The organism is Rubrivivax albus, from assembly GCF_004016515.1.
GTDB classification, from domain to species: Bacteria; Pseudomonadota; Gammaproteobacteria; order Burkholderiales; family Burkholderiaceae_C; genus Rubrivivax; species Rubrivivax albus.
In genome coordinates this window covers 43,250-68,377 of sequence record NZ_SACT01000009.1, presented here as the reverse complement: position 1 = coordinate 68,377, position 25,128 = coordinate 43,250, and the positions used below count along the sequence as shown (strand labels likewise).

28 protein-coding genes are annotated in these 25,128 nt (G+C 70.1%); 20 read left to right on the top strand and 8 right to left on the bottom strand.

Translation table 11 applies throughout. The features are described from left to right. The first annotated feature begins 18 nt into the window (after positions 1 to 18). The 11 genes from fliM (at position 19) to ENE75_RS21025 (ending at position 7,708) form a co-directional block, all read left to right on the top strand. On the top strand, positions 19 to 1,026 hold the full coding sequence (gene fliM / locus ENE75_RS21075; protein WP_128200388.1) for a flagellar motor switch protein FliM: 1,008 nt from the start codon (positions 19 to 21) through the stop codon (positions 1,024 to 1,026). Positions 1,027 to 1,036: 10 nt separating this feature from the next. Continuing rightward, positions 1,037 to 1,459, top strand: a complete 423-nt coding sequence (gene fliN, locus ENE75_RS21070) for a flagellar motor switch protein FliN (RefSeq protein ID WP_199232381.1) — start codon at positions 1,037 to 1,039, stop codon at positions 1,457 to 1,459. After that, positions 1,456 to 1,812, top strand: a complete 357-nt coding sequence (locus ENE75_RS21065) for a FliO/MopB family protein (protein ID WP_128200384.1) — start codon at positions 1,456 to 1,458, stop codon at positions 1,810 to 1,812. Before fliN ends, ENE75_RS21065 begins: the two co-directional genes overlap by 4 nt. Beyond that, positions 1,802 to 2,599: a flagellar type III secretion system pore protein FliP gene (gene fliP / locus ENE75_RS21060; RefSeq protein ID WP_128200382.1), complete on the top strand. Its 798-nt coding sequence runs from the start codon at positions 1,802 to 1,804 to the stop codon at positions 2,597 to 2,599. Before ENE75_RS21065 ends, fliP begins: the two co-directional genes overlap by 11 nt. Positions 2,600 to 2,609: 10 nt before the next feature. Then, complete coding sequence (fliQ, locus tag ENE75_RS21055; RefSeq protein ID WP_128200380.1) at positions 2,610 to 2,879, top strand: flagellar biosynthesis protein FliQ; 270 nt, start codon at positions 2,610 to 2,612, stop codon at positions 2,877 to 2,879. A gap of 20 nt (positions 2,880 to 2,899) precedes the next feature. Further along, positions 2,900 to 3,661, top strand: coding sequence for a flagellar biosynthetic protein FliR (fliR, locus tag ENE75_RS21050; RefSeq protein WP_128200378.1), 762 nt, complete (start codon positions 2,900 to 2,902; stop codon positions 3,659 to 3,661). A 209-nt stretch (positions 3,662 to 3,870) separates the two neighbouring features. Further along, positions 3,871 to 4,557, top strand: coding sequence for an energy transducer TonB (locus ENE75_RS21045; RefSeq protein ID WP_199232380.1), 687 nt, complete (start codon positions 3,871 to 3,873; stop codon positions 4,555 to 4,557). A gap of 101 nt (positions 4,558 to 4,658) precedes the next feature. Then, the gene (locus ENE75_RS21040) at positions 4,659 to 5,510 is read left to right on the top strand and encodes a MotA/TolQ/ExbB proton channel family protein (RefSeq protein WP_128200376.1); all 852 of its coding nucleotides are present in this window, start codon (positions 4,659 to 4,661) and stop codon (positions 5,508 to 5,510) included. A gap of 46 nt (positions 5,511 to 5,556) precedes the next feature. Beyond that, positions 5,557 to 5,991 (top strand): ExbD/TolR family protein, encoded by a 435-nt coding sequence (locus tag ENE75_RS21035; protein WP_128200375.1) that lies wholly within the window; start codon positions 5,557 to 5,559, stop codon positions 5,989 to 5,991. A gap of 12 nt (positions 5,992 to 6,003) precedes the next feature. After that, a complete protein-coding gene (locus ENE75_RS21030; protein WP_199232379.1) occupies positions 6,004 to 6,429 on the top strand; it encodes an ExbD/TolR family protein in 426 nt (141 codons plus the stop codon). Positions 6,430 to 6,508: 79 nt separating this feature from the next. Continuing rightward, positions 6,509 to 7,708, top strand: coding sequence for a hypothetical protein (locus tag ENE75_RS21025; protein ID WP_128200373.1), 1,200 nt, complete (start codon positions 6,509 to 6,511; stop codon positions 7,706 to 7,708). A 69-nt stretch (positions 7,709 to 7,777) separates the two neighbouring features. Here the strand turns inward: ENE75_RS21025 and ENE75_RS21020 are convergent, their stop codons facing one another. Further along, positions 7,778 to 8,944, bottom strand: coding sequence for an acyl-CoA dehydrogenase family protein (locus ENE75_RS21020; protein ID WP_128200371.1), 1,167 nt, complete (start codon positions 8,942 to 8,944; stop codon positions 7,778 to 7,780). Positions 8,945 to 9,046: 102 nt separating this feature from the next. Between ENE75_RS21020 and ENE75_RS21015 the strand changes: the two genes are divergently transcribed. From ENE75_RS21015 to gloA, 5 genes are all read left to right on the top strand, one after another. After that, positions 9,047 to 10,000 (top strand): MBL fold metallo-hydrolase, encoded by a 954-nt coding sequence (locus ENE75_RS21015; protein WP_128200369.1) that lies wholly within the window; start codon positions 9,047 to 9,049, stop codon positions 9,998 to 10,000. 106 nt (positions 10,001 to 10,106) lie between these two features. Then, positions 10,107 to 11,768 carry a methyl-accepting chemotaxis protein gene (locus ENE75_RS21010; RefSeq protein WP_128200367.1) on the top strand — a complete coding sequence of 554 codons (1,662 nt, stop codon included), beginning with the start codon at positions 10,107 to 10,109 and terminating at the stop codon, positions 11,766 to 11,768. Positions 11,769 to 11,846: 78 nt separating this feature from the next. Further along, positions 11,847 to 12,635 carry an SDR family NAD(P)-dependent oxidoreductase gene (locus tag ENE75_RS21005; protein WP_128200365.1) on the top strand — a complete coding sequence of 263 codons (789 nt, stop codon included), beginning with the start codon at positions 11,847 to 11,849 and terminating at the stop codon, positions 12,633 to 12,635. An 18-nt stretch (positions 12,636 to 12,653) separates the two neighbouring features. Next, the gene (locus tag ENE75_RS21000) at positions 12,654 to 13,490 is read left to right on the top strand and encodes a tetratricopeptide repeat protein (RefSeq protein WP_128200363.1); all 837 of its coding nucleotides are present in this window, start codon (positions 12,654 to 12,656) and stop codon (positions 13,488 to 13,490) included. Positions 13,491 to 13,508: 18 nt separating this feature from the next. Beyond that, positions 13,509 to 13,922: a lactoylglutathione lyase gene (gene gloA / locus ENE75_RS20995; protein ID WP_128200361.1), complete on the top strand. Its 414-nt coding sequence runs from the start codon at positions 13,509 to 13,511 to the stop codon at positions 13,920 to 13,922. A gap of 3 nt (positions 13,923 to 13,925) precedes the next feature. Here the strand turns inward: gloA and ENE75_RS20990 are convergent, their stop codons facing one another. Both ENE75_RS20990 and edd read right to left on the bottom strand, forming a co-directional pair. Further along, entirely contained in the window at positions 13,926 to 14,552 is a 627-nt protein-coding gene (locus tag ENE75_RS20990; RefSeq protein WP_128200359.1) for a bifunctional 4-hydroxy-2-oxoglutarate aldolase/2-dehydro-3-deoxy-phosphogluconate aldolase, read from the bottom strand. An 11-nt stretch (positions 14,553 to 14,563) separates the two neighbouring features. Next, on the bottom strand, positions 14,564 to 16,408 hold the full coding sequence (gene edd, locus ENE75_RS20985) for a phosphogluconate dehydratase (RefSeq protein WP_233259194.1): 1,845 nt from the start codon (positions 16,406 to 16,408) through the stop codon (positions 14,564 to 14,566). Positions 16,409 to 16,431: 23 nt separating this feature from the next. On the opposite strand from edd, the gene ENE75_RS20980 reads away from it, so the two are divergent. Continuing rightward, a complete protein-coding gene (locus tag ENE75_RS20980) occupies positions 16,432 to 17,082 on the top strand; it encodes a gamma-glutamylcyclotransferase (RefSeq protein WP_310733646.1) in 651 nt (216 codons plus the stop codon). A 10-nt stretch (positions 17,083 to 17,092) separates the two neighbouring features. On the opposite strand, the gene ENE75_RS20975 is transcribed toward ENE75_RS20980, so the two are convergent. After that, positions 17,093 to 17,704 (bottom strand): nucleotidyltransferase family protein, encoded by a 612-nt coding sequence (locus ENE75_RS20975; RefSeq protein ID WP_128200355.1) that lies wholly within the window; start codon positions 17,702 to 17,704, stop codon positions 17,093 to 17,095. A 112-nt stretch (positions 17,705 to 17,816) separates the two neighbouring features. Here ENE75_RS20975 and pdxH point away from each other — a divergent pair, with 112 nt between their 5' ends. Next, positions 17,817 to 18,455 carry a pyridoxamine 5'-phosphate oxidase gene (gene pdxH, locus ENE75_RS20970; RefSeq protein WP_128200353.1) on the top strand — a complete coding sequence of 213 codons (639 nt, stop codon included), beginning with the start codon at positions 17,817 to 17,819 and terminating at the stop codon, positions 18,453 to 18,455. Here the strand turns inward: pdxH and ENE75_RS20965 are convergent. Further along, positions 18,433 to 20,736 (bottom strand): hybrid sensor histidine kinase/response regulator, encoded by a 2,304-nt coding sequence (locus ENE75_RS20965; protein ID WP_128200351.1) that lies wholly within the window; start codon positions 20,734 to 20,736, stop codon positions 18,433 to 18,435. The two genes, pdxH and ENE75_RS20965, sit on opposite strands and share 23 nt — an antisense overlap. Before the next feature lie 4 nt (positions 20,737 to 20,740). Beyond that, on the bottom strand, positions 20,741 to 21,274 hold the full coding sequence (gene msrA, locus ENE75_RS20960) for a peptide-methionine (S)-S-oxide reductase MsrA (RefSeq protein ID WP_128200349.1): 534 nt from the start codon (positions 21,272 to 21,274) through the stop codon (positions 20,741 to 20,743). A 67-nt stretch (positions 21,275 to 21,341) separates the two neighbouring features. On the opposite strand from msrA, the gene ENE75_RS20955 reads away from it, so the two are divergent. Then, complete coding sequence (locus ENE75_RS20955; RefSeq protein ID WP_233259193.1) at positions 21,342 to 22,136, top strand: YdcF family protein; 795 nt, start codon at positions 21,342 to 21,344, stop codon at positions 22,134 to 22,136. A 66-nt stretch (positions 22,137 to 22,202) separates the two neighbouring features. Here the strand turns inward: ENE75_RS20955 and ENE75_RS20950 are convergent, their stop codons facing one another. Both ENE75_RS20950 and ENE75_RS20945 read right to left on the bottom strand, forming a co-directional pair. Next, positions 22,203 to 23,345, bottom strand: coding sequence for a hypothetical protein (locus ENE75_RS20950; RefSeq protein ID WP_128200345.1), 1,143 nt, complete (start codon positions 23,343 to 23,345; stop codon positions 22,203 to 22,205). Then, positions 23,345 to 23,830 carry a DUF456 domain-containing protein gene (locus tag ENE75_RS20945; RefSeq protein ID WP_128200343.1) on the bottom strand — a complete coding sequence of 162 codons (486 nt, stop codon included), beginning with the start codon at positions 23,828 to 23,830 and terminating at the stop codon, positions 23,345 to 23,347. The genes ENE75_RS20950 and ENE75_RS20945 overlap by 1 nt, the downstream gene beginning before the upstream one ends. A 62-nt stretch (positions 23,831 to 23,892) precedes the next feature. Between ENE75_RS20945 and ENE75_RS20940 the strand changes: the two genes are divergently transcribed. Next, a complete protein-coding gene (locus ENE75_RS20940; protein ID WP_233259192.1) occupies positions 23,893 to 25,128 on the top strand; it encodes an MFS transporter in 1,236 nt (411 codons plus the stop codon).

The following is a 25,128-nucleotide window of genomic DNA, read 5'->3' as shown; positions in this document are numbered from 1 at the left end:
GCACCGCCGGGCACGGGCATGAACCAGCAGATCCTGTCGCAGGACGAAGTCGACGCGCTGCTCCAGGGCATCACCGGCGAAAGCCAGAAGCTCGAGCAGGAAGAGGCGCCGTCCGGCGGCATCCGCGACTACGACCTGGCCAGCCAGGAGCGCATCGTCCGTGGTCGCATGCCGACCATGGAGGTGATCAACGAGCGCTTCGCCCGCAACATCCGCATCGGCCTGTTCAACTTCATCCGCAAGTCGCCCGAGGTGGCCATCGGTGGCATCAAGGTGCAGAAGTACAGCGCCTTCCTTCGCGAGATCGTGGTGCCGACCAACTTCAACATCATGTCGGTCAAGCCGCTGCGCGGCAGCGGCCTGATCGTCTGCGACCCCAACCTGGTGTTCGCGGTGATCGACTCGCTGTTCGGCGGTGCTGGCAAGTACCACACGCGCATCGAGGGCCGCGACTTCTCGCCCACCGAACAGCGCGTGATCCTGCGCCTGGTGGAGGTCATCACTGCCGAGTACCGCAAGGCCTGGACGGGGGTCTACCCGCTGGACCTGGAGTACCAGCGCTCGGAGATGCAGCCGCAGTTCGCCAACATCGCCACGCCCAGCGAGATCGTCGTGGCCACCAGCTTCACGCTGGAGGTGGGCGACACCACCGGCACGGTGCACTTCTGCATCCCGTACTCGACGCTGGAGCCGATCCGCGACGTGCTGTATTCGACCATCCAGGGCGATTCGGCCGAGCCGGACCGCCGCTGGGTCAAGCTGCTGCAGAGCCAGATCCAGTCCGCCGAAGTGGAACTGGTGGCCGAACTGGCGCACGCGCCGGCCACGGTGGAGCAGCTGCTGAGCTTCAAGCCTGGCGACTTCATCGAGCTCGACCTCGAGCCGGTGGTGCAGGCCAAGGTGGACGGCGTGCCGATCTTCGATGCCCATTACGGCACGTCGAACGGCCGCTACGCGATCAAGATCGATCAATTGCTGACCACCGGCTCGCCGGTGGGCTGGCTGGGGGACGAAAGCCGTGGCTGATCCGCAGGAAATGAGCGAAGAGGACAAGATGGCGGCCGAATGGGCCGCGGCACTGTCCGAGAGCAAGGGCAGCAGCGATGTGGCCAGCGAGGTCGCCGCGCCGGCCGAGAGCGTAGCCCCGGCGTCGTTCGCCAACTTCGCGCCCACCGGCACCAACCCGGCGGCCGGCAACGACATCAACATGATCCTGGACATCCCGGTGCAGCTGACGGTCGAGCTCGGCCGCACCCGGATCCCGATCAAGCACATCCTGCAGCTGGCCCAGGGTTCGGTGGTCGAGCTCGACGCGTTGGCGGGCGAGCCGATGGACGTTCTGGTCAACGGTTTTCTCATCGCCCAGGGCGAGGTCGTCGTCGTCAACGACAAGTTCGGCATCCGGTTGACCGACATCGTCACCCCGAGCGAACGCATGCGCAGGCTGTCCAAGGCATGAACACCTCGAGTCTGACCCCGCTGCTCTGGCTCGTCGGCGTCATTGCGCTGATCCCGCTGGTTCTGTGGATGATCCGCCGCAGCCCGATGGGCGCACAGTTCGCCAGCGGGCCGGTGCGCCCTGTGGGTACGCTGCCGCTGTCGAACGCGCAGCGTCTGGTGACGGTGGAGGTCGGCCAAGGCGATGATCGCCTTTGGCTGGTGCTGGGCGTCACGCCCAACAGCATCACCACGCTGCACACGATGGTGCCGCAGGCCGGCAGCACGCCGCCAGGCACGGCCGGCGGCACGCCGCAGGCCACCTTCGCCCAGTTGCTGGGCCGCCTGCAGGGTCGGGGGACCGATGCGCGCTGAACCCCTGGCGCGCGTGGTGATGACCACGCTGGCGCGGTTCTGGCGGCCGGCCCTCGCCTTGTCGGTGTTGTCGGCCGTTTCCGCAGCGGCTTTAGCGCAGGGCACGCCCACCGGGGGCAACCTGCCGCTGGTGATCGGCCAGGGTCCGCAGGGCAACAGCTACTCGGTGCCGATCCAGACGCTGCTGTTCTTCACCGCGCTGTCCTTCATCCCGGCCCTGGTGCTGATGATGACCGGCTTCACGCGCATCGTGATCGTGCTGTCGCTGCTGCGCCAGGCGCTGGGCACACCAGCCGCCCCACCCAACCAGGTGCTGATCGGCCTGAGCCTGTTCCTGACCTTCTTCGTGATGTCGCCGACCTTCGACCGCGTCTACGAGCAGGCCTACGCGCCGTTCGCCGCCAACCAGATCGCCTTCGACGAGGCGCTGTCGCGCGGCGAGGTGCCGATGCGCGAGTTCATGCTCAAGCAGACGCGCCAGGCCGACGTGCAACTGTTCGCCAACATGGCCAGGCTGCCAGCCGGCGTGAAGGGCGAAGACGTGCCGATGCGGGTGCTGGTGCCCGCGTTCGTGACCAGCGAGCTCAAGAGCGCCTTCCAGATCGGCTTCCTGGTCTTCATCCCGTTCCTGATCATCGACATGGTGGTGGCCAGCGTGCTGATGAGCCTGGGCATGATGATGCTGTCGCCAGTGCTCGTGGCCCTGCCCTTCAAGCTCATGCTGTTCGTGCTGGCGGACGGCTGGAACCTGCTGCTGGGGTCGCTGGTGGCCTCGTTCGCCACCTGAGGCCAAGGTCATGGATTCACAACAGGTCTTCACCCTCGGCCAGCAGGGCCTGATGATGCTGCTGACGGTGTCGGCACCCATCCTGTTGACCGTGCTCGTGGTGGGCCTGGTGGTCAGCATCTTCCAGGCCGCCACGCAGATCAGCGAAGCCACGCTCAGCTTCGTGCCCAAGATCGTGGCCGCGGTCGCGGTGCTGGCGCTGCTGGGCCCGTGGATGCTGACCACGCTGGTGGAGTACCTGCGCGAGATGCTGCAGGCCATTCCCGGCGCCGTCGGCTGACGACCCGACCTGGTCGCGCGATGGTCGAGGTCACCGAGGCCCAGCTGCTGGCGTGGATCACGCCGCTGCTGTGGCCCTTCATCCGCGTCCTGGCGATGTTCTCTTCGCTGCCGGTGCTGGGCACGCGCACGGTGCCGATGCGCGTGCGCGTCGCGCTGGCTGCGCTGGTGGCCTTGGCGGCGCAGGCCTCGCTGCCCGACATGCCAGTGGTGCCGCTGGACTCGCCACTGGCCTTCGCCATCGTCGCGCAGCAGGTGGTCATCGGCCTGGCCGTAGGCTTCTCGGTGCGCATCGTCTTCGCCGCCATCGAATACGCCGGGGAGATGACGGGCCTGCAGATGGGCCTGAACTTCGCGGGCTTCTTCGACCCGGTGAGCGCCAGTTCCGGCACCGCCACCGGACGCTTCTACGGCACCATGGTGGCCTGGCTGTTCGTCGTCATCAACGGCCACCTGCTGGTGCTGGCGGCGCTGCTGCAGAGCTTCACCGCCTTCCCGGTGGGCCCGGAGCCGTTTTCGTTCCTGCGCGAGACGATGCCGCATCGCTGGGGCGCAGAGATCTTCCTCACCGGCCTGTGGATCGCGATCCCGCTGATCGCGATGCTGCTGTTCGTGAACCTGGTGCTCGGCATGATCTCGCGCGTGGCGGCGCAGATCCACATCTTCGCCGTCGGCTTCCCGATCACCGTGGGCGTCGGCCTGATCGGCATGTTGCTGACGCTGCCGATGCTGGAGCAACCCTTCACGATGGCGCTGGAACGGCTGCTCTCCGCCTTCCGCTGAGCACAGCCTGTAACTCCACTACAAATTGCAGCCACTTCTCGCGTAACTTCACTACTCGGTTACACCCTCCCCCGTCGATAGGTGATGCCCCAAGCCGGGGCCCATCGCGGGGCGGCTATAGTTCGCGCCTTCACGGCGCCGTCAGAGTGCCGTCAGTGAAGCGCAGCGGCGCACATCTTGCTTGGATGGGCGCCGACTGGAGGAAGTGAGTGGATTACGCCCAGCAACAGAGAAACCCCGGCAAGCACACGGTAGGACTCGGCATCGTTATCGCGTTGCACGTGCTCCTCGGATGGGCGATCGTCAGCGGCCTGGCCCGCAAGGTCGTCGACGTGATCAAGGCGCCGATCGAGACCAAGATCATCGAAGAGGTGCAGCCGCCGCCGCCGCCGCCGCCGGAGAACCTGCCCCCGCCGCCGAAGTTCGCGCCGCCGCCGCCGTCGTTCGTGCCCCCGCCCGAGGTGGTAGTGAACAACCCGCCGCCGGCACCGGCCATCACGGTCACTCGGGAGGCGCCGCCGCCGGCACCGGTCACGATCGGCCCGCCGCCGGCACCGCCCGCACCGCCCGCACCGGTGGCCGCGCCAGCACCGCCCGCCCCGCCGGCGCGCACGTCGCCGGTTATCGACTTCAACACCCTGCGGCCGGAATATCCGTCGGCCGCGGCGCGTGCCCAGATCGAGGGCGAGACCACGATCAGCTACACGATGGACGTGCGCGGCTGCATCCGCGACGTGCAGGTCGTGAAGCCCGCAGGCTTGAGCCGCGAGCATCGCGCGCTGGATCGTGCGGTCGTCTCTGCCGTGGACGGCAAGTGCGCCGGCAAGCCCGGCACCGTCGACGGCAAGCCGCAGACGACCACCGGCACGGTGGTGTACGTCTGGAAGCTCGAGTGACGCGTCACCTCGCGCTGCACCCCAACGATCGCCACCCGCGAAACCCCTGAATGTCTGATTGCGCGCCGACACCCCCAGGCGCATCCCCTGTCGGAGAAAACATGTCCAAGAGCCTGTCCCTGCGTGCCGCCGTCGGCGCTGCACTGATCGTCACCGCTGCCGTCTTTGCCCTTCAGCCCGCGCCGGCCTTGGCGCAGGCCGCGTCCGAGCCGGCACCCGCCGCGGCGCCGGCCGCCGAGCCGACCGCGGCCCCCGCCGCGCCGGCGCCGCTGGAGGCGGTGGTCGAGAAGACCTCGGTCGAGAACCCCTTCGGCCTGGCGGGCATGTGGGCCGCATCGGACCAGGTCAAGCGCGGCACGCTGGTGATCCTGGCCATCATGTCGGTCTGGAGCTGGTACGTGCTGTTCGTCAAGTTCTTCGAGACCCGCGGCATGCTCAAGAGCGGCCGTGAAGGCAGCGAGAAGTTCTGGAAGGCCACCAGCGTGAAGGCTGGCGTCGCCGAACTGAAGGAAGGCTCGGCACTGCACTACATCGCCTCGCAGGGCGTGAAGGCCGCCGACCACCACGAAGGCACGATGGTCGAGGCGATCGACAAGCACACCTGGATCGGCATGTCCATCGAGCGTGCGCTGGGCAACGTGCAGAGCCGCCTGTCCGACGGCATGTCGCTGCTGGCCACGGTGGGCTCCACTGCCCCGTTCGTCGGCCTGTTCGGCACCACCTGGGGCATCTACAACGCGCTGGTCGAGATCGGCCTGAGCGGCCAGGCCTCGATCGACAAGGTGGCCGGCCCCGTTGGCGCCGCGCTGATCCTGACCGCCGTCGGCCTGGCCGTCGCGGTGCCCGCGGTGATGGGCTACAACTGGATGGTGCGCCGCAACAAGACCGTGCTGGACGAGACCCGCGCCTTCTCGGGTGACCTGCTGAACGTGCTGCTGTCCGGCAAGCGCTGATCAGGCCGTCACTGGCCCGCATCGGCAACGACCGGAGGACCCTCTCATGGCCATGCAGATAGGCGGCGGCGAAGGCGCCGCCGAGGAGCAGCTCAACAACACCATCAACACGACACCGATGGTGGACGTGATGCTGGTGCTGCTGATCATCTTCATGATCACCATCCCGGTGGTCACGCAGTCGATCAAGCTCGAGCTGCCCAAGGAAACCAACATCCCGACGCAGACCAAGCCGGAGAACATCGTCATTGCGGTCAACCTCGACGGCGATGTGTTCTGGAACATGCAACGCGTGCCCGACATCGAGACGCTGGTCGACCGGCTCAAGCTCGAGGCCGTCAAGGAGCCGCAGCCCGAGGTGCACATCCGCGGCGACCTCGCCTCACGCTACGAGTCCATCGGGCGCGTGGTGGTGGCCTGCCAGCGCGCCGGCATCGCCAAGGTCGGCTTCATCACCGAGCCGCCGGCCGGCGCACAGTAACAGGAGACCCCGATGGCAATGAACGTAGGTTCCGGCGGCGGCGAGAGCGACGTGATGGTGGAGATCAACACCACGCCGCTGATTGACGTGATGCTGGTGCTGCTGATCATGTTCATCATCACGATCCCGATCCAGACCCACGCGGTCAAGCTGAACATGCCGATCGGCACGCCGCCGCCGTCCACCCGCGAGCCGGTGATCGTGCGCATCGACGTCGACTTCGACGGCCAGATCGGCTGGAACGGCGAGATCGTGCCCGACCGCGCCACGCTGGAGGCCAAGCTGGCCCAGGTGGCCGCCGAGCCGGACCAGCCCGAGGTGCACCTGCGACCCAACAAGCTCGTTGAGTACAAGACGGTCGCGATGATCATGGCCTCGGCCCAGCGGCTGGGGGTCACCAAGATCGGCCTGGTGGGCAACGAACAGTTCATGAACTGAACTTCGCTGCCCGGCGAGGGGTCGGCCCGTCACCCGGACCGACCCCGTTTGCTTTTCTTTGCACAAGGAAGATTCACCGATGAAGACGCTGCGCCACCTCGCCGTTGCCCTGATCGCCGCCGGCTGCCTGACCGCCGCCAACGCACAGGGCCTGCGACCCGAGATCGGCAAGCCCCTGCAGCAGGCCGGCGAACTGATCAAGGCCGGCAACGGCCGCGCGGCGCTGGCCAAGGTGCGCGAGGCCGAGGCCGTGGGCAACCGCACCGCCGCCGAGCAGCTGACGATCGACCGCATGAAGGCCGCCGCCGCCCAGCGGGCCGGCGACAACGCCACTGCGGTGCAGGCGCTCAATGCCGTGTTCGGCAAGACCTCGGGCAGCGAGCAGGCGCAGGCCGCCGAACAGCTGGCATTCGCCTACTCGCAGCTTCGGGACTGGGGCAACGCGAAGCAGTGGACCGACAAGGCCCAGCAACTGGGCCGCGACACGCCGGCGCTGCGGCAACTGGAGCAGTACCTGCTGTCGCAGTCCGGTGACTACAACGCCATCGCCAAGGATGCCGCGGCGGCGGTCAGTGCAGCCGAGAAGGCCGGGCAGCGCCCGGCAGAGGGCGATCTGCTTCGCCTGGCCGACGCGCAGCAGCGGCTGAACAACACCAGTGGCTACATCCATTCGCTGGAGAAGCTGGTCGCCTACTACCCGAAGAAGGACTACTGGAGCGCCTACCTCGGCCGCCTGACGCGCAAGAGCGGCTTCGGCCAGCGCCTGGGCCTGGACGTGATGCGCCTGCGCCTGGCCACCGACACGCTGGAGACCACCGACGAGTACATGGAGATGGCGCAGCTGGCGCTGCAGGCCCGGCTGCCCGCCGAAGGCCTGAAGATCGTCGACAAGGGCTATGCCAACGGCAAGCTCGGCACCGGGCCTGAAGCCGGCCGGCACCAGCGGCTGAAGGACCTGGCGCTCAAGCGCGACGCCGAGAAGAAGGCCTCGATCGCGGCCGACGAAGCAGCGGCTCAGGGCGAGAAGAGCGGCGATGCGCTGGTCGAAGTGGGCTACGCCTACGTCACGATGGGTCAGGTCGCCAAGGGCATCGGCCTGATCGAGCAGGGCATCGCCAAGGGCGGTCTGAAGAACCCGGAGGATGCCAAGCTCCGCCTTGGCATGGCGCAGATCCAGCAGCCGTCGACCAAGTCCAAGGGCCTGCAGACGCTGCGCTCGCTCAAGGGCAACGACGGCGTGGCGGAGATCGGCCGCCTGTGGACGGTGCTGGCGCGCTGAACCAGGCCCCAGGCGATGGCCCGTCCCCGACGGGCCGACCTCCGGCCCCGTCCGAGGATGGGCGCTCGTTCAGCGGCCGGACGCGCTGAGCAGGTCGCGGCCGATGATCAGGCGCTGGACCTCGGTGGCGCCCTCGTAGATGCGCAGCGCGCGGATCTCGCGGTAGAGCGACTCGACCGCGGTGCCGATCTTGACGCCCAGGCCACCATGCATCTGCAGCGCGCGGTCGATCACGCGCTGAGCGTGTTCGGTGGCCACCATCTTGGCCATCGCGGCCTCGCGGGTGGTGCGCACCCCCTGCACGTCGCGCAGCCAGGCGGCCCGGTAGGTCAGCAGCGCCGCGGCGTCGATGTCCGCCGCCATGTCCCCCAGGGCGGCCTGGGTCAGCTGGAAGTCGGCGAGGCGTTGACCGGCCATCGGGCGTGACTGTGCATACGCCAGCGCCTCGTCCAGCGCGCGGCGGGCAAAGCCCAGCGCCGCGGCCGCTACCGACGACCGGAAGATGTCCAGCGTGCGCATCGCGAGCTTGAAGCCCTCCCCTGCCTGACCGAGCAGACGGTCCTTCGGCACCCGGCAGCCATCGAAGCGCAGGCGCGCCAGCGGGTGCGGCGCCATCACGTCGATGCGCTCGGCGATCTCGAAGCCGGGCGTCCCGGCGTCGACCACGAAGGCCGAGATGCCACGCGTGCCGGGCTGTTCGCCGGTGCGCGCAAAGACACAGTACACATCGGCGATGCCGCCGTTGGAGATCCAGGTCTTCTCGCCGTCGAGCACCCAGACGTCGCCATCGTCGCGCGCCGCGCAGCGCATTGCCGCCACGTCGGACCCGGCTTCGGGTTCACTGAGGGCAAAGGCGGTGATGCAATCGCCCCGGGCGACCCGCGGCAGGATGGCCTGCTGCAGCGTCGAGGAGCCAGCCAGCGTGATCGGGCCGCTGCCCAGGCCCTGCATCGCGAAGGCGAAGTCGGCCAGGCCGTCGTGCCTGGCCAGCGTCTCGCGGCACACCACCAGCGAACGCGAATCGAGTGCGTCGCGCATGCCCCCATGGGCCGCAGGCACGCAGTGGCGCAGAACGCCGGCCTCGCCCAGCGCCGCCACCAGCCGGCGGCAGGTGGCGTCGGCGTCGCCGTGGTCCAGCCCCTGGCACGCCACACCGGCCCATACGTCCAGCGCGCGGGCGAGATCACGGTGCGCGTCGTCGAAGAACGGCAGTTCGAGATGGGCAAGGCGGGTCATCGCTTCTCCTGGTCAGCAGCCCATTGTCGGATTCAATTGCTTTAGTTGTAAAGCATTTGACCGGTCGGACGGGCCCGGGATCCGCGGTGAGAATCGACGCCCATGAGCACCTACCCCTCCTGGGCCGAGGACCTCGGCCATGGCGTACACGCCATCGACACCGGCTTCCATCGCCCGCGCTTCGACGCCGCCTATCTCGTCGTGCAGGACGGTCGCGCCGCCTTCATCGACACCGGCACCAACTTCGCCGTGCAGCGGCTGCTGGCCCTGCTGGAGGCGTTGGGCCTGCCGCTCCAGGCCGTGGACCATGTGATCCCCACCCACGTGCACCTCGACCACGCCGGGGGCGTCGGCGCCCTGATGCAAGCCCTGCCGGCCGCCACGGTCTGGGTTCATCCCCGCGGCGCCCGGCACCTGATCGACCCGACGCAGCTCTATGCCGGCGCGCTGGCGGTCTACGGCCAGGCCGAGATGGACCGGGCCTATGGCCAACTGGTGCCGGTCGCCGCGGAGCGCGTGCGCACGACGGACGACGACGGGGTCATCATGCTGGCGGACCGCCCGCTGGCGGTGGCGCACACGCCGGGGCACGCCCGGCACCACCATTGCATCTGGGACGAGGTGACCCGCGGCTGGTTCACCGGTGACACCTTCGGCCTGAGCTATCGCGAACTCGACACCCCCCGCGGGCCGTGGATCGTGCCCACCTCCACGCCGGTGCAGTTCGAGCCCGACGTGCTGAGGGCTTCGGTGCAGCGGCTCCTGGCCCGGCAGCCGGACTGCATGTACCTGACCCACTACGGTCGTGTCGGTGGCGTGCCCCGGCTCGGTGCGCTGTTCCTGTCGCTGCTGGAAGAAACCGTGCAAAGGGCTCGCGCCTTGGCATCGCGGCCCGACCGGCGACGTGCACTGATGAGCATGTTGGCGGACTTGTATGCCGACAGTCTCAAGTCGGAGGAAAGCTCGCTCGATAAGGAAGAAGTGACGGCGCTGCTGGCGCTCGACATCGACCTCAACGCGCAGGGCATCGAGATTTGGCTGGATCGCCAAGGTTGACGAAAATCAAGACCACGTCGATCGAGGAAAAAACCGCTTAGTTCGGCCGCGCTGGAGGCCGAGATAGGGTCACGTGGTGCCGTGTGGACGCCACGCGGAGTAACCGATGCGCCAGAACCTGCCCGTCACCGACCAGACGTTCCCGTTTCCGCCGGGCGAGACCCTCGTGTCGACCACGGACCTCAAGGGCCGCATCCTCTACTGCAACCCCGCCTTCGTCGCCGTCAGCGGCTACGCGAAGGAGGAACTGCTGGGCCAGCCCCACAACCTGATCCGCCACCCCGACATGCCGGAGGAGGCCTTTCGGGACATGTGGGCCACCATCCAGGCCGGCCTCCCCTGGTGTGCCCCGGTGAAGAACCGGCGAAAGGACGGCAGCTGCTACTGGGTGATGGCCAACGTGACGCCGCTGATGGATGGCGACACACCGACCGGCTACATGTCGGTGCGCACCGAGCCCTCGCCGCAGCAGATCCAGCAGGCGGAGGCGCTGTACGCCACGATGCGCGACGAGGCGGCGCGCGGCAGCCTGACCCATTTGCTGCGAGGCGGTCACCTGCAGGTCAAGACGGTCGGCGGCAGGATTGCCTCAGCGCTGCGGCTGGGCCTGCGCGGCAAGCTGACGCTGTCGGCCGCGGCCATCGGTGGTGCTGCCTTTGCCGCCGGTGAGGCGTCTTCCGCGTTTCTCGGCCTGACCGGCTATGGCGCCGCGACGGCGGCCGCGCTGTCGGCTGGCGTGGCCGGTCTGGTCGGCGGCGCACTGCTGATGCAGGTGTCGGTGTCGCCCCTGCAACGTGTGCTGGACTTCGCCAACCGGCTCGCCGCCGGCGACCTGACGCAGCGGCTGGAATCGACTCGGAGCGACACCATCGGCCACCTCGAGCGGGCCATGAACCAGCTCAGCGTCAACCTCATGGCGGTGGTGCGTGATGCCCGCAACGAGGTGGCGCACATGCGGGACGCCTCGCGCGAGATCGCAGCCGGCAACCAGGATCTGTCGGCCCGCACCGAATCGCAGGCCTCCAGCCTGGAGCAGACCGCCTCGTCGATGGAGGAGATCACGGGCACCGTGCGCAGCAGCGCCGACGCCGCAGGCACGGCGGCGCAGCTCGCACGGCGCACCATCGAGATCACCCAGCGCAGCCACGCGGCCGTGCAGGCGATGACGGAGACGATGCAGGCCATCCAGCAGTCGTCGCAGCGCATCGGCGAGATCATCCAGGTCATCGACGGCATCGCCTTCCAGACCAACATCCTGGCCCTCAACGCTGCGGTGGAAGCTGCGCGGGCCGGCGAACAGGGCCGGGGCTTCGCGGTCGTGGCCGGCGAGGTGCGGGCCCTGGCGCAGCGCACCACCGGTGCCGCCCGCGAGATCAAGCAGCTGATCGCGCACTCCTCGGAAGAGGTGGACAACGGCAGCCGGCGCACCGACACCGCCCGCCAGACCATGGCCGAGGCGCTGGCGATGGTGGAGAAGGTGGGGCAGACCGTGCGCGAGATTGACACCGGCAGCCACGAGCAGCTCGGCGGCATCTCGCAGGTCAACGAAGCCGTGGCCCACATCGACGGCATCACCCAGCAGAACGCCGCGATGGTCGAGCAGATCGCCGCATCGGCCGCCCAGCTGCAGGCGCAGGCCGAGAACCTGGACGAGGCGGTCTCGGTCTTCCGGCTGGCGGGCAGCGCTGGTCGGCCTGCGGCCGATGCGGTGGTGCTGCGTCGGCAGGCACGGCAGGCGCAAGGCGACGTGGTGAACGCCGCCACCTGAGCCCCGCTACACTTTGCCCCGGACAGACCACCACGGCCCGCAGATGCGGGCCGTGCAACTTCGACGGGAGCACAGCACATGCCAGGGGCGATCCGCTTCGGCCTCGACGGCCGGGTGGCCGTGATCACCGGCGCCGCGCAGGGCATCGGCGCCGCCTGCGCGCGCCGCCTGACAGCCGAGGGCGCCGCCGTGGCGCTGTGGGACATGGCAGACGCCGCCGGCCAGGCACTGGCCGAGGAACTGGCGGCCGAGGGCGCCCGCTGCCTCTACCAGCACTGCAACGTGGCCGCGAAGGCCGACGTCGACGCCGCCCTGGCCGCCACGCTGCGGGCCTTCGGGCGCGTCGATGCGCTGGTGAACAACGCCGGCATCTTCAAGGCCGCCGAGTTCCTCGACATCACCGAGGCCGACTGGGACGCCGTGCTCGACGTCAATCTCAAGGGCTCGTTCCTCGTCGGCCAGGCCGTGGCCCGGCAGATGGTGCAGCAGGGCGGAGGCGCCATCGTCAACATGAGCTCGGTCAACGGCACGCTGACCATCCCCACGATCGCCAGCTACAACGCCAGCAAGGGCGCCATCAACCAGCTCACGCGCGTGATGGCGCTGTCGCTGGCCGACATGGGCATCCGCGTCAACGCCGTGGCGCCGGGCACCATCGCTACCGAGCTGGCGAAGAACGCCGTGCTGACCAGTGACGAGGCCCGCACCCGCATCCTCAGCCGTACCCCGTTGAAGCGGCTGGGCGAGCCGTCGGAGATCGCCGACGTGGTCGCCTTCCTGCTGTCCGACGCCGCCAGCTACGTCACCGGTGAGATCGTCACCGTCGACGGCGGCCGCATGACCCTGAACTACACCCTGCCCGTCTGAACTTCGCCCCGTGACCGTATGAGCGTGCTCTTTCCCTCCAGCGGCACTGCCGCCTCCGCCCCGCCCGCCACCGCCGCGGCGGAACCGAACGACCTCAGCTTCGACATCACCGACGCCGACTTCGAGACCACGCTGGTCCAGCGCTCGATGGAGGTGCCGGTGCTGCTGGACTGCTGGGCCCCCTGGTGCGGGCCATGCCGGCAGCTCAAGCCGCTGCTGGAGAAGCTGGTGCAGGCCTACGAGGGCCGCTTCGTGCTGGCCAAGCTCAACACCGACGAGAACCCGCAGCTCGCCGGCATGCTGGGCCTGCGCAGCATCCCGCACGTGCTGCTGTTCAAGGGCGGCCAGCCGGTGGACCAGTTCACCGGCGCGCTGCCGGAGTCGCGCATCCGCGCCTTCCTCGACCCGCACGTGGGCGCGCCCTCTCCCTCCAAGCAGCTGCTCAAGGCCGCCGCCGAGGAGCCGGACCACGCCCGCGCCGTCGAGATGCTCACCGAGGCCCAGGCGCTGGACCCGCAGGAACCGGCCATCACCAAGGCACTGGAAGAGCGACAGGCTGCGCTGAAGGCGCAGCAGGACTTCGAGGCCAATCGCCCGGCCGGCGATCCGGTCGAACTGCGCGCCCGCATCGAGGCCAACCCGAAAGACCACGTGGCGCGCTTCGACCTCGCCGCGATCCTGGCCCATGGCGGCGACTTCGCCGCCGCCTTCGAGCAGCTGCTGGAGATCGTGCTGCGCGACAAGGCCGAACACCGCGAGGCCGCGCGCGTACGCATGGTCGAATGGTTCGGCCTCTGCCCCGAACCTGCCGTGACCGACCGCGCCCAGCGTCGGCTGGCGATGTACCTGAACTGACCCCGGAACGAGAGCCCCATGCGCCTGCTGCACACCATGCTGCGCGTCGGCGACCTGCAACGGTCGATCGACTTCTACACCAATGTCATGGGCATGACCCTGCTGCGCACCAGCGAGAACCCGTCGCAGAAGTACTCGCTGGCCTTCCTGGGCTACGGCCGCAACCCGGAACACGCCGAGCTCGAGCTGACCTACAACTGGGGTGTCGAACAGTACGACATGGGCACGGCCTACGGCCACATCGCCATCGGCGTGCCCGACGCCTATGCCGCCTGCGAGAAGATCAGGGCCAACGGCGGCAACGTCACGCGGGAGCCCGGACCGGTCAAGGGCGGCACCACGGTGATCGCCTTCATCACCGACCCGGACGGCTACAAGGTCGAACTCATCCAGCGCGCCGAGGCCCCGGCCGACGGCGTCGGCCTGCGCTGAAGCTCAACCGCGCGCCAGCGCCGAGGCCTCGCGCGCCAGGCGCGTGATGCGTGCCCAGTCGCCGCTGGCCATCACGTCGGCCGGCGTCAGCCACGAGCCGCCGCAGACCACCACGTTGTCCAACGCCAGGAAGTCCGGCGCCGTCGCGGGTGTGATGCCGCCGGTCGGGCAGAAGCGCACGTCCGGGAAGGGCCCGCCCAGGGCCTTGAGCATCGGGATGCCCCCGGCCGCCGTGGCCGGGAAGAACTTCAGGAAGTCCAGCCCGTCGGCCTGCGCCGCCATGACCTCGCTGGCCGTGGCCACGCCGGGCAGCAGCGGCAGGCCGGCGTCGCGGCAGGCCTGGCCCACCGCGGCGGTATAGCCCGGGCTGACACCGAACACGCAGCCGGCATCGCGCGCGGCGCGCACGTCGGCCGGGCTGCGCAGCGTGCCGGCGCCCACGATGGCTTCCGGCAGCGCCTTGGCTATGGCTTCCATGCAGGCCAGCGCCGCCGGCGTGCGCAGCGTGATCTCCAGCACCCGCACGCCGCCGGCCAGCAGGGCCTCGGCCATCGGCACCGCATCGGCTTCACGGTGCAGCACGATCACCGGGATCACCGGGCCGTGCACGATCAGGTCGGTCGTCTTCATCGGGGTGTCCTTCACAGCCACGTCACCGCGCCCTCTTCGGCGCTGCGCACGGTGCGGCGCATGCCGCCGAACAGGTCACGGCCCAGGTCATGGGCGTTCGTCAGCGCCGCCTCGGGCGACAGCGGCGCCGGCGTGCGCGCGGCCCATTCGGCCTCGGGCACCAGCGCATCCAGCGTGCCCATCACCGCGTCCAGGCGGATGATGTCACCGTCGCGCAACCGCGCGATCGGCCCGCCGGCCAGGGCCTCGGGGCTGGCGTGGATGGCCACCGGCACCTTGCCCGACGCGCCGCTCATGCGGCCGTCGGTGAGCAGCGCCACGCGGAAACCCTGGTTCTGCAGCACCGCCAGCGGCGGCGTGAGCTTGTGCAACTCGGGCATGCCGTTGGCCGCCGGACCCTGGAAGCGCACCACGGCCACGAAGTCCCGCTGCAGCTGCCCGGCCTCGAAGGCGCGCAGCAGCTCCAGCTGGTCGTCGAAGACGATGGCCGGCGCCTCGACCACGTGCCGGTCCTCCGGCACCGCCGAGACCTTGATCACCGCGCGACCCAGGTTGCCCTGCAGCAGCTTCAGGCCGCCGGTGGCGGAGAACGGCGCGGCCGCGGTGCGCACGATGCCCTCGTCGCCCGGCGCCGCCGGCAGCGCCTGCCAGCGCAGCGCACCACCAGCGTCCAGCGACGGCAGCTGTGTGTAGGCCGCCAGGCCCTCGCGGGCCACCGTCATCACGTCGCCATGCAGCCAGCCGCCCGACAGCAGCTCACGCAGCACGAAGCCGGGGCCGCCGGCGGCCTGGAACTGGTTCACGTCGGCACTGCCGTTGGGGTAGACGCGGGCCAGCAGCGGGACCACCGCGGACAGGTCGGCGAAGTCGGTCCAGTCGATCAGGATGCCCGCGGCACGCGCCACGGCCACCCAGTGGATCAGGTGATTGGTGGAGCCGCCGGTGGCCAGCAGCGCCACCATCGCGTTGACGATGCAGCGCTCGTCCACCAAGCGCCCGATCGGCGTGAACCGCCCGCCATCGCGCCGGATGTCGAGCACGGTGCCCACCGCCGCCTGGGTCAGCGCCGTGCGCAGCCCGTCGTGCGGGTGCACGAAGGCGCTGCCGGGCACGTGCAGGCCCATGGCCTCCAGCAGCATCTGGTTGCTGTTGGCCGTGCCGTAGAAGGTGCAAGTGCCCGGGCCGTGATAGGCGGCACTCTCGGCGGCCAGCAGTTCGTCGCGCCCCACCTGCTTGCTGGCGTACGCTTCGCGCACCTTGGCCTTCTCGCCGTTGGACAGCCCGGTGCTCATCGGCCCGGCCGGCACGAAGACACAGGGCAGATGACCGAAATGCAGCGCACCGATCAACAGCCCGGGGACGATCTTGTCGCACACGCCCAGCAGCAGTGCGCCGTCGAAGACATCGTGCGTCAGCGCCACCGCCGTCGCCATGGCGATGGTGTCGCGCGAGAACAGGCTCAGCTCCATGCCCGGCAGGCCCTGGGTGACGCCGTCGCACATCGCCGGCACGCCCCCGGCCACCTGCACCGTGGCCCCTGCAGCGCGCGCGGCCTCGCGGATCTGCGCCGGATAGCCCTCGTAGGGCTGGTGAGCCGAAAGCATGTCGTTGTAGGCGGTCACGATGCCCAGATGCGGTGCACGTTCAGCCACGATGCGCAGCTTGTCGGTGCCTGGCAGGGCCGCGAAGGCGTGCGCCACGTTGGCACAGCCCATGCGATCGGACCCGCGCGGACGCGCCGCCAGCCGGTCCAGACGTTCGAGGTACGCCTGGCGAAGGCCGGCACTGCGGCTGCGGATCCTGTCGGTGACCGCCTGCACGGCTGGGTGGCGGGCGGGCGTCGGCGCTTGGCTCACGTGTTCGGCTCCGGATGTAACCTGTGAATTCATTATCGAGTAACTCGGTTACATGGTCAACCGGGCCGCTGCATCACCCGCCGGACATCGAGGCGCTCCTCCGCGACCTCCGGCAACGATTCGGACCGCGCCGGGCGCTCTGGGTCTTCGGCTATGCGTCCCTGATCTGGCGGCCGGAGTTCGACGCCGAGGAATGCCGCCCAGCGCGGGTCCAGGGCTGGCACCGCGCCCTGCGGATGCGCTCGCACATCAACCGCGGCACGCCCGAGCGTCCCGGGCTCGTCTTCGCCCTGCTCTCCGGCGGTGCCTGCCGCGGCGAGGTGCACCGGCTGCCCACGGGCAATGCCGAGGCCGAACTTCACCGCCTCTGGTCCCGCGAGATGCCCACCGGGGTCTACACGCCCCGGTGGCTGCCTTGCCATACACCGACGGGCATGGTGCCGGCGCTGGCCTTCACGCTTAGCCGGCGCCACCAGGCCTGCCTGGCACCGCTGGACGATGTGGCGATGCTGGACGTGCTGCGCCACGCCCGCGGGCGCTACGGCACGACGCTGGACTACCTGCTGCAGACGGCCGAGGCCCTGCGCACGCGGGGCATCCGTGACCGCGAGATCGAGCGGCTGGTGGCGCTGGCGGGGCGGCATCGGCTGCTGCCGCCGACCGAGGCATCCTGAGCCGGCGTGCTCAGTGCGCGGCGCTGGAGCCTTCCTGGGCCATCGCGGCCCGCAGCGCGGCGAGGTCGGCCTCGGTGTCGACATCGACCAGCACGCCAGGGTCGTCGAGGTCGACCGCCGCTGCCGGGTAGCGCGCCATCAGCCGGCGCGCCCCCGCCTCGCCTTCGAGGGCGACGAGTTCGGAGAACAGTTCGGCCGCGAAGGCCTGCGGGTAGCCTGCCCGACCCTGGTGCTGCGCGTAGGCCACCGGGTGCTCGGCCAGCGCGCGGCCGACGGCGATGATCGACGCAGCCTGCACCAGCGGCATGTCGCCAGGCAGCGTCACCCAGCCCGGGGCTGCGCCGTGCGCAGCCACACCGGCAGCGATGGAATGACCCAGGCCACGCGCCGCTTCGTCCACGTCGAGCACGACCAGGTCGCGCGTGGCCACCCAGGGACTCACCAGCGGCACCAGCGCGGGCGTCAGCACCACGCACAGCGGCCAGCCGGTGGCCATGGCCTGGTGGATGGTGTGGCCCAGCACGCTGCGGGCACCGAGCATCTGGGTCAGCTTCTGCCCGGCGGCACCGAAGCGTCGACTGGGACCGGCTGCCAGGATGACGATGCTGGGTGAGGCTGTCATGACCATGCCGCTTGTGAAGGCGAGCATCGTCTCGCTTGGCACCACGGCACAGTCGGAGCTTCACTTACGTTCTTGCCCCTAAGGGATGCACCGGGCTTCCTATACTGCCGTGATGGACATCGCCGACCTGCGAAAGAGCTACGAGCGCGACGCGCTCGACGAACACGCGGCCCACGCCGACCCGCTGCGCCAGTTCGAGCACTGGCTGCAGCAGGCGTTGAACGCGCAGTTGCCCGAGCCCAACGCGATGACGCTGGCCACGGTAGGTGCCGACGGCCGGCCGTCGACGAGGGTGGTGCTGATCAAGGGCTGTGATGCGCGCGGCATCGTCTGGTACACCAATTACCACAGCCGCAAGGGCCGCGAACTGGCAGCCCATCCCTTCGCCGCGCTGCAGTTCCACTGGGTCGAACTCGAGCGCGTGGTGCGCATCGAGGGCGCCGTGGAGCGTACCAGCGAGGCCGAGTCCGACGCCTACTACGCCAGCCGCCCGCTGGACTCGCGCATCGGCGCCTGGGCCTCGCCGCAGAGCGAGGTGATCCCGTCGCGCGCCACCCTGGTGGCCAACGCGGCCCAGGTCTCCGCGCGCCACCTGCTGAACCCGCCCCGTCCGCCGCACTGGGGCGGTTTCCGGCTGGTGCCCGACCGCTGGGAGTTCTGGCAGGGCCGCAAGAGCCGTCTGCACGACCGGCTGCGCTACCGGAAGGAAGGCAGCGACGGCGCCTGGATCATGGAGCGCCTGGCGCCGTGACGCGCTGCGCGGCCAGCCGGTCCAGGCCGGCCAGGAAGCGGTCGAAGTCGATGGGCTTGGTCCAGTAGTCGTCGAAGCCCTGGTCCTGCGCGGCGCGGATGTCCTCCGGCAAGGCGCCAGCCGACAGCGCGACGATCCTGCAGGCGGCGGTGCGCGGCTCGGCGCGCAGGCGCGCGGCCACGGCGCTGCCATGCATGTCGGGCAGGTGCAGGTCCAGCAGCACCACGTCCGGTGGGTCGGCGGCCGCGGCGGCCAGGCCGCTCTGCCCGTCGGTCGCGCAGGCCAGGCGCATGCCTGGCCGCAGGGCCACCAGTTCCTGCACCAGCAGCATGTTGACGGGGTTGTCCTCGATGCACAGCAGTGACAGCGTTCCGCTCGCCTCGGGAGGAGACGATGGTGTCGAGGCTGCCAACGGAATCTCGACCAGCAGCGCGCTGTCGGTGGGGTCGCTGTTCAGCCAGCCGACCTTGGCCCCGAGTCGTGTCAACGCCTGGCGGACGAGGTCCAGGCCGACCAGCGGATCGCCGTCGCTGCCGTCGCGAGGCCCCTGCACGGGGGCGTCGAAGAGCAGCTCGCGCTGCTGCGCATCGAGCTGCGGGCCCGCGTCGCTGAACACGAGCTGCGCCCAAGGCGGTGCAAGCGCCACGGTCAAGGCCACGTGACCGCCTCGCTCGTTGCGCCGCACCGCATGCGCGGCCAGGTGGCGCAGGGCCTGACCGAGCCGGCGACGGTCCGTCGCCACCTGAACGGGTGGCAGCACCGCCGGCAGCTGCAAGGCCACGCCACGCAGACGGGCCAGCGGCTCCACCGCCTCGCGCAGCGCCGCCACGACCGCGTCCAGCGCAACCGGTGCCGTCACCGGCGGCTCGACATCGGCGTCCAGTGCAGCCAGCTCGAACACGTCGTCGATCATCGACAGCAGTTCGGCACCCGCGGCATCGATGCGCGCCAGCCGCTCGCGCTGTCGCGGGCTCAGCGGGTCCAGCGCATCCTGCGCCATCAACTGCGCAAAGCCGAGCACCGCGTTCAAGGGCGTGCGCAGGCGGTGGCTCATCATGGCCATGAAGGCCGACTTCTCGCGGCTGTCGCGTGCGACGCGCGCCGCCTCCTGGCGCAGCGCCTCCTGGCGGACCTGCTCGGTCACGTCCAGGTGCATGCCCATCGCCACGCGCTGCCCGCCCAGGTCGAGGCGGCGAGTCCACGCGCGGACCCAGCGTTCGACACCGTCGTCCCCGCGCGTGAGCACCGTCATCAGCGTCTCCGGCGCCCAGGCGGCCACGTCGGCGTCGAGCGTGCGCCTGGCCTCGTCACGGCTGGCCGGCTGCACGTAGGTGTCGAGCCATTCGTCCATCGTCGGCGGCAGCAGCGCCGGGTCGCGGCCGTACAGGCGGTACATCTGCGCGTCCCACACCACCGCGTCGCCACCGGCGTTGCGCTGCCAAAAGCCCACGCCCATGGCCTGGGCCACCAGGCGCGTCTGGGCCGCCAGCGCTTCGGCGCGTGCACGTTCCGCGTCTTCGCCGGTCAGGTCGAGCGAGACCCCCATCAATGCCGTGACCCGCCCTTCCCCGTCACGCAGGGCGACCCGCCGGGTGAGCAAAGTCTTCCAGCCACCGTCTGCGGTGCGATAACGCGCGACCGCGTCGACGATGCGCCGACTCGCCATCGCGGCTTCGGCAGCCTGCACGATGGCCGGGCGGTCCTGCGGATGGATGCTGTCGCGGATGTCGGCCAGTGCAATGCCCGCCGGGTCCGGCGTCATGCCGACCACCTGGAAGCCCACCGCATTGAAAAACACGCGTTGCGCCGCCAGGTCAATGGTCCACACCGACACCCCGGCCATCGAGAGTGCGCGCTGCAGGAACTGGCGGGACTGTTCGCCCTGCTGCAGCCGACGGCCCACACCCGTGTCGTCGATCATCACGCCCACCAGCCGCACGGCCTGCCCCGTGGGGGAGCTTTGGACAGCAAAGATCGAGTGCATCAGGCGGACGTCGCCATCGGGGCGGACGAACCTGAAGTACACCTCCCCGGGCGCCTGCTGCGACGACAACGCGCGGAAGTGCGCATCCAGCGCCTCGCGGTCGTCCGAGTGCACATGGGCCAGGAAGCGTGGCCAAGCGGGTGCGCCGGCGGCGGCGTCGAACCCTGTCATCGCGAACAAGCCGTCGTCCCAGTGCGCGCCATCGCCTTCCAGGTCGCGCGAGAACAGGCCGATGCGGCCGCTGCCCTGCAGCAGCTGCAGCGGATCCTGCCCGGCTTCGGTGCGCTCGCCCGCCAACGCCTCAGCCCGCCTTCAGCCGGTGGCGGAAGCTGCGCTCGAACTTCTGCACCTTCGGCGCGACGACGAAGGCACAGTAGCCCTGCCCCGGGTGGTTGGCGAAGTAGCGCTGGTGATAGGCCTCGGCGGGCCAGTAGTTGCGCTCCGGCGCCACCTCGGTGACGACACGCCCGCCGTGCGCGGCGTTGGCCTCGGCGAGCACGTCCTCGATCACCGGGCGCTGGGTCTCGTCGTGCCAGTAGATGCCCGAGCGGTATTGCGGCCCCACGTCGTTGCCCTGCCGGTCCTTGGTCGTCGGGTCGTGCACCACGAAGAAGATCTCCAGGATCTCGCGCAGACCGATGCGCTCGGGGTCGAAGTCCACCCGGACGACCTCGGCGTGGCCGGTGTCGCCTTCGCAGACCTGCTGGTAGCTCGGGCGGTCGACATGACCGTTGCAGTAGCCCGATTCCACCGCCGTGACGCCGTCCACCCGCTCGTAGACCGCCTCGACGCACCAGAAGCAGCCGCCTGCCAGCGTGATCCGTTCGCTCGCCATCTTGCCTCCTTACACTAGCCGACCATTATCGACACCGACCCGGGCCGGCAGCGTGAACGACCTCATCGTGACATTCGGACTGGAAGGCTGGAAACCGCTGGTGTCCGCCCTGCTGCTCCCGCCGCTGCCGCTGCTGCTGCTCGTCCTGGTGGGCGCGCGGCTGATGTTCCGCCGTCGCCTGCTGGCCTGGAGCCTGGTGCTCGTGGGCTGCAGCGCCCTGCTCCTGCTGTCGATGCCCGCCTTCGGCAAGTGGATGCGCGCCACCGTGCACCCGGTGCCACCGGCACTGAGCGACGAGCGCCTGGCCGACCTGCTGCGCGAGCCCATGCCCACGGCCATCGTCGTGCTGGGCGGCGGCAAGCGCGAGCTGTCGCCGGAGTACGGTGTCTCCAACCTCAGCCTGCTGGGCCTGGAGCGCCTGCGCTACGGCGTGTGGCTGGCGCGTCGCACCAAGTGGCCGATGCTGTATTCCGGCGGTCTGGGCCATGGCGGCCGGCCCGGCGCCACCGAAGCCGAGATCGCGGCGCGGATCGCCGAGCGCGAATTCGGCCTGCCCTTCCGCTGGCTGGAGGACCGCTCCCGCGACACCACCGAAAACGCGCTGCTGTCGGTGCCCATCCTGCGCGAGCAGGGCATCCAGCGCATCGTGCTCGTCACCCACGACTTCCACATGCGCCGAGCCCTGCGGGGCTTCGAACGTGCCGCCGCCCGCGAAGGGGTTGCGCTGACCGTGGTGCCCGGGCCGGTGGGCATGACGCCGGTCTACGAATGGGAAGCCAGCGACTTCCTGCCGGGCCGCCAGGGTTGGTTCGACAGCCACCTGCTGCTGCACGAGATGCTGGGCTACGCGCTCGGGGCCTGAGCTACGGCAGTCGCCGCCACGTGCTGCGAGCCAGATGGCCGGCGCCGGGTGCACACTAGCCCGCGGTCAGCGCACCGGCAGCACCAGCGGCTGACGGCGTGCTTCCTCCTGCGCGCGCCGCTCGGCCGCCTCGGCCGCGGCCGCCGCACGGGCCTGCGCCGCCCGCAGGTCGGCCACCCGCTGGGCGTGTTCCTTGGCGTTGGACAGCCTGAAGGCATCCATCTGCAGCGCGTCGACCTGCAGGCCCAGTTCGGCGAAGCGCTCGTTGAGACGCCACCCGGCGTTGACATCGCCGCCCATGGCCGCCACGACCTCGTTGGCAAAGAGGTCGGCACTGCCGACCACGCTGTCCACGGCGATCGCCCGTTCGGCCTGCTGTTCTGCGGCTGACAGCAGCATGCCGGCCCCAGGCACCGCCGCGGCCAGGATCTTGCCGACGACGAAGGCGGTGGCCACGTTGGCGGAGTCGCGTGCCTTGCCCAGGGCCTTCTCGCTGGCCTGGAAGTAGGTGCCGAATGCCGCCAGCCAGCGGAACTCGTCGCGGGCGCGCGCCTCGAGCATGGCGTTTGCCGGGATCTTCACGCGCACCGCGCCATTGCGTTCGAAACGGTCTGGCTCGTGGTCGAAGCCGGTGGCCGTGACACTGCCGGCGCAGCCGGTCTGGGTGTCCACCTCCAGCGTGCGGCCATCCTTCAGCGTCACCGTCATCGGCTTGCCGGCCTTGGCCTCCTCGCGGGCCTGCAGCATCACGTCCCAGAACGGTTGTTCGGAGTTCGACAGTGGCGAGGACCCGCGCAGGATGGCCCCGAAATCGAAGCGCGTGCCGCCCTGCGGCAGCTGGCGGCCGTTCACGGCGACCACCACGTCGCCTACGTGCAGGTCGTCCGGTGCACCTTCGTCGAGCCAGGCCACGCGCCACTGCTCGTCCATGCCGGTGACCTCGGTGTACAGCGAGAGATCATCACTGTCGAGCCGGCGACCCACTGTGCCTAGGGACCAGAGCACGAAAGGCTCGATCTCGGTGGTGGCGTCGCACAGCACCTCGGCGCTCCAGGCCACCTGGATGGCCGCGGCACGGAACTGCACCTCGCGCTCGTAGCGGGTCTTGAACACCACGCGCTTGAAGTCCTTGGGGTCGTAGCTGGCGGTCTGCTGCGCCTGCGCCGGCAACAGCCACGCCGCCAGGATCACCGCCGCCAGCGCCCGCATCAGAACACCAGCGCCACGATGAACAGCCCCACCATCATGAACGCCAGCACCACCTTGGCGATCATGCCCAGCATCATGCCCAGCCAGGTGGCCGTGCCCACCTTCAGCGCCTGCCCGTGGTCGCGGCGTGCGATGTACTCGCCGACGGCCGCCCCCACCAGCGGCATGAACAGCACGCCCACCAGGCCCATGAAAAGCCCGACGACCGTGCCCAAGGCGGCGCCGATCAGCGCTTCGGTGCTGGCCCCGACCCGCCTGGCGCCCATCAGCCCGGCCACGTAGTCCAGAACCCAGGCCAGGGCCGCCAGCACGGCCACGAGGGTCAGCGTGACGCCACCCACGCGCGTGAAGTCGTCGATCCACGCGCCCAGCGCGATGCCGGCGAGCACGAGTGCGGTGCCCGGCAGCGCGGGCAGGATGGTGCCGGCGAGGCCGGCGAGGATGAGCGCTGCGCTGAGCAGCCAGAGCCAGACCGAAGGGTCCACGGGTCTCCGAACGGCGGTGACGGGTCAGTACCGAGGATACGGCCAGAATCGCGTGTTTCAAGATGACACGCCCCGACGAACCGCCACGGACTGCACTGCGCGCGCACGTGGGCTACATGCGCCTGTGGTGGTCGCGCCTGGCCGGCGTGGGCGCCGGCCAGATGCTGATGGTGGCCGTGGGCTGGCAGATCTACGACCTCAACGGCTCCGCCTGGGACCTGGGCCTGGTGGGTCTGCTGCAGTTCCTGCCAGCGCTGCTGCTGGCCCTGCCCGCCGGGCAGCTGATCGACCGTTGGCACCGGGGCCGCATCCTGGCCGCCTGCATGGCGGTGCTGGGGGCGGCGGCCGTGCTGCTGGCCGTGGCCAGCCACGGTGGCTGGGTCACGCGCGACGGTCTGCTGGCACTGTCGGTGCTGCTGGGCGCGGTGCGGGCCTTCCAGCTGCCGGCCACGCAGGCGCTGACGCCGCTCCTGGTGCCGTCTGCGCTGCTGTCGCGCGCGCTGGCCTTCAGCTCTGGCGGCCTGCAGGGCGCGGTCATCGCCGGGCCAGCGCTGGGCGGCCTGGTCTACGGCGCCGGGCCTGCGGTGGTGTACGCGCTGTGCGCCATGCTGTTCGCGCTGGCCACCGGCCTGACGCTGGCCATCCGGTACGGACACGCGCCGCCGCCGCACGAACCCGTCAGCGCGGCCACGCTGTTGGCCGGCGTGCGCTTCGTGGTCGCGCACAAGGTGGTGCTGGGTGCCATCTCGCTGGACCTGTTCGCGGTGCTGCTCGGCGGCGCCACCGCCCTGCTGCCGATGTTCGCGAAGGACGTGCTGCAGGTCGGCCCCACCGGTCTGGGCCTGCTGCGCGCCGCACCCGCGGTCGGTGCGCTGGCGATGTCGCTGTGGCTGGCGCGGCGGCCCATCGTGCGACGGGCCGGCGCGCAACTGCTGGGCGCCGTGGCCCTCTACGGTGCGGCGCAACTGGCCTTCGGCCTGTCGCCGTGGTTCTGGCTGTCGATGGCCGCACTGGCCGTCTCCGGCGCAGCGGACATGGTCAGCGTCATCGTGCGCCAGACGTTGGTGCAGCTCGAAACGCCGGATGCGATGCGCGGGCGCGTGAGCGCGGTCAATGCGCTGTTCATCGGCGCGTCGAACCAGCTCGGCGAGTTCCGCGCCGGCGCCACCGCGGCCCTCATCGGCGCGGTGGGCTCGGTGATCGTCGGCGGCCTTGGCACGCTGGCCGTGGCCGCGCTGTGGCGCCGGTGGTTCCCGGCGCTGGCGGCCCGCGACGCGCTGGACGCTGGCCGCCGCTGA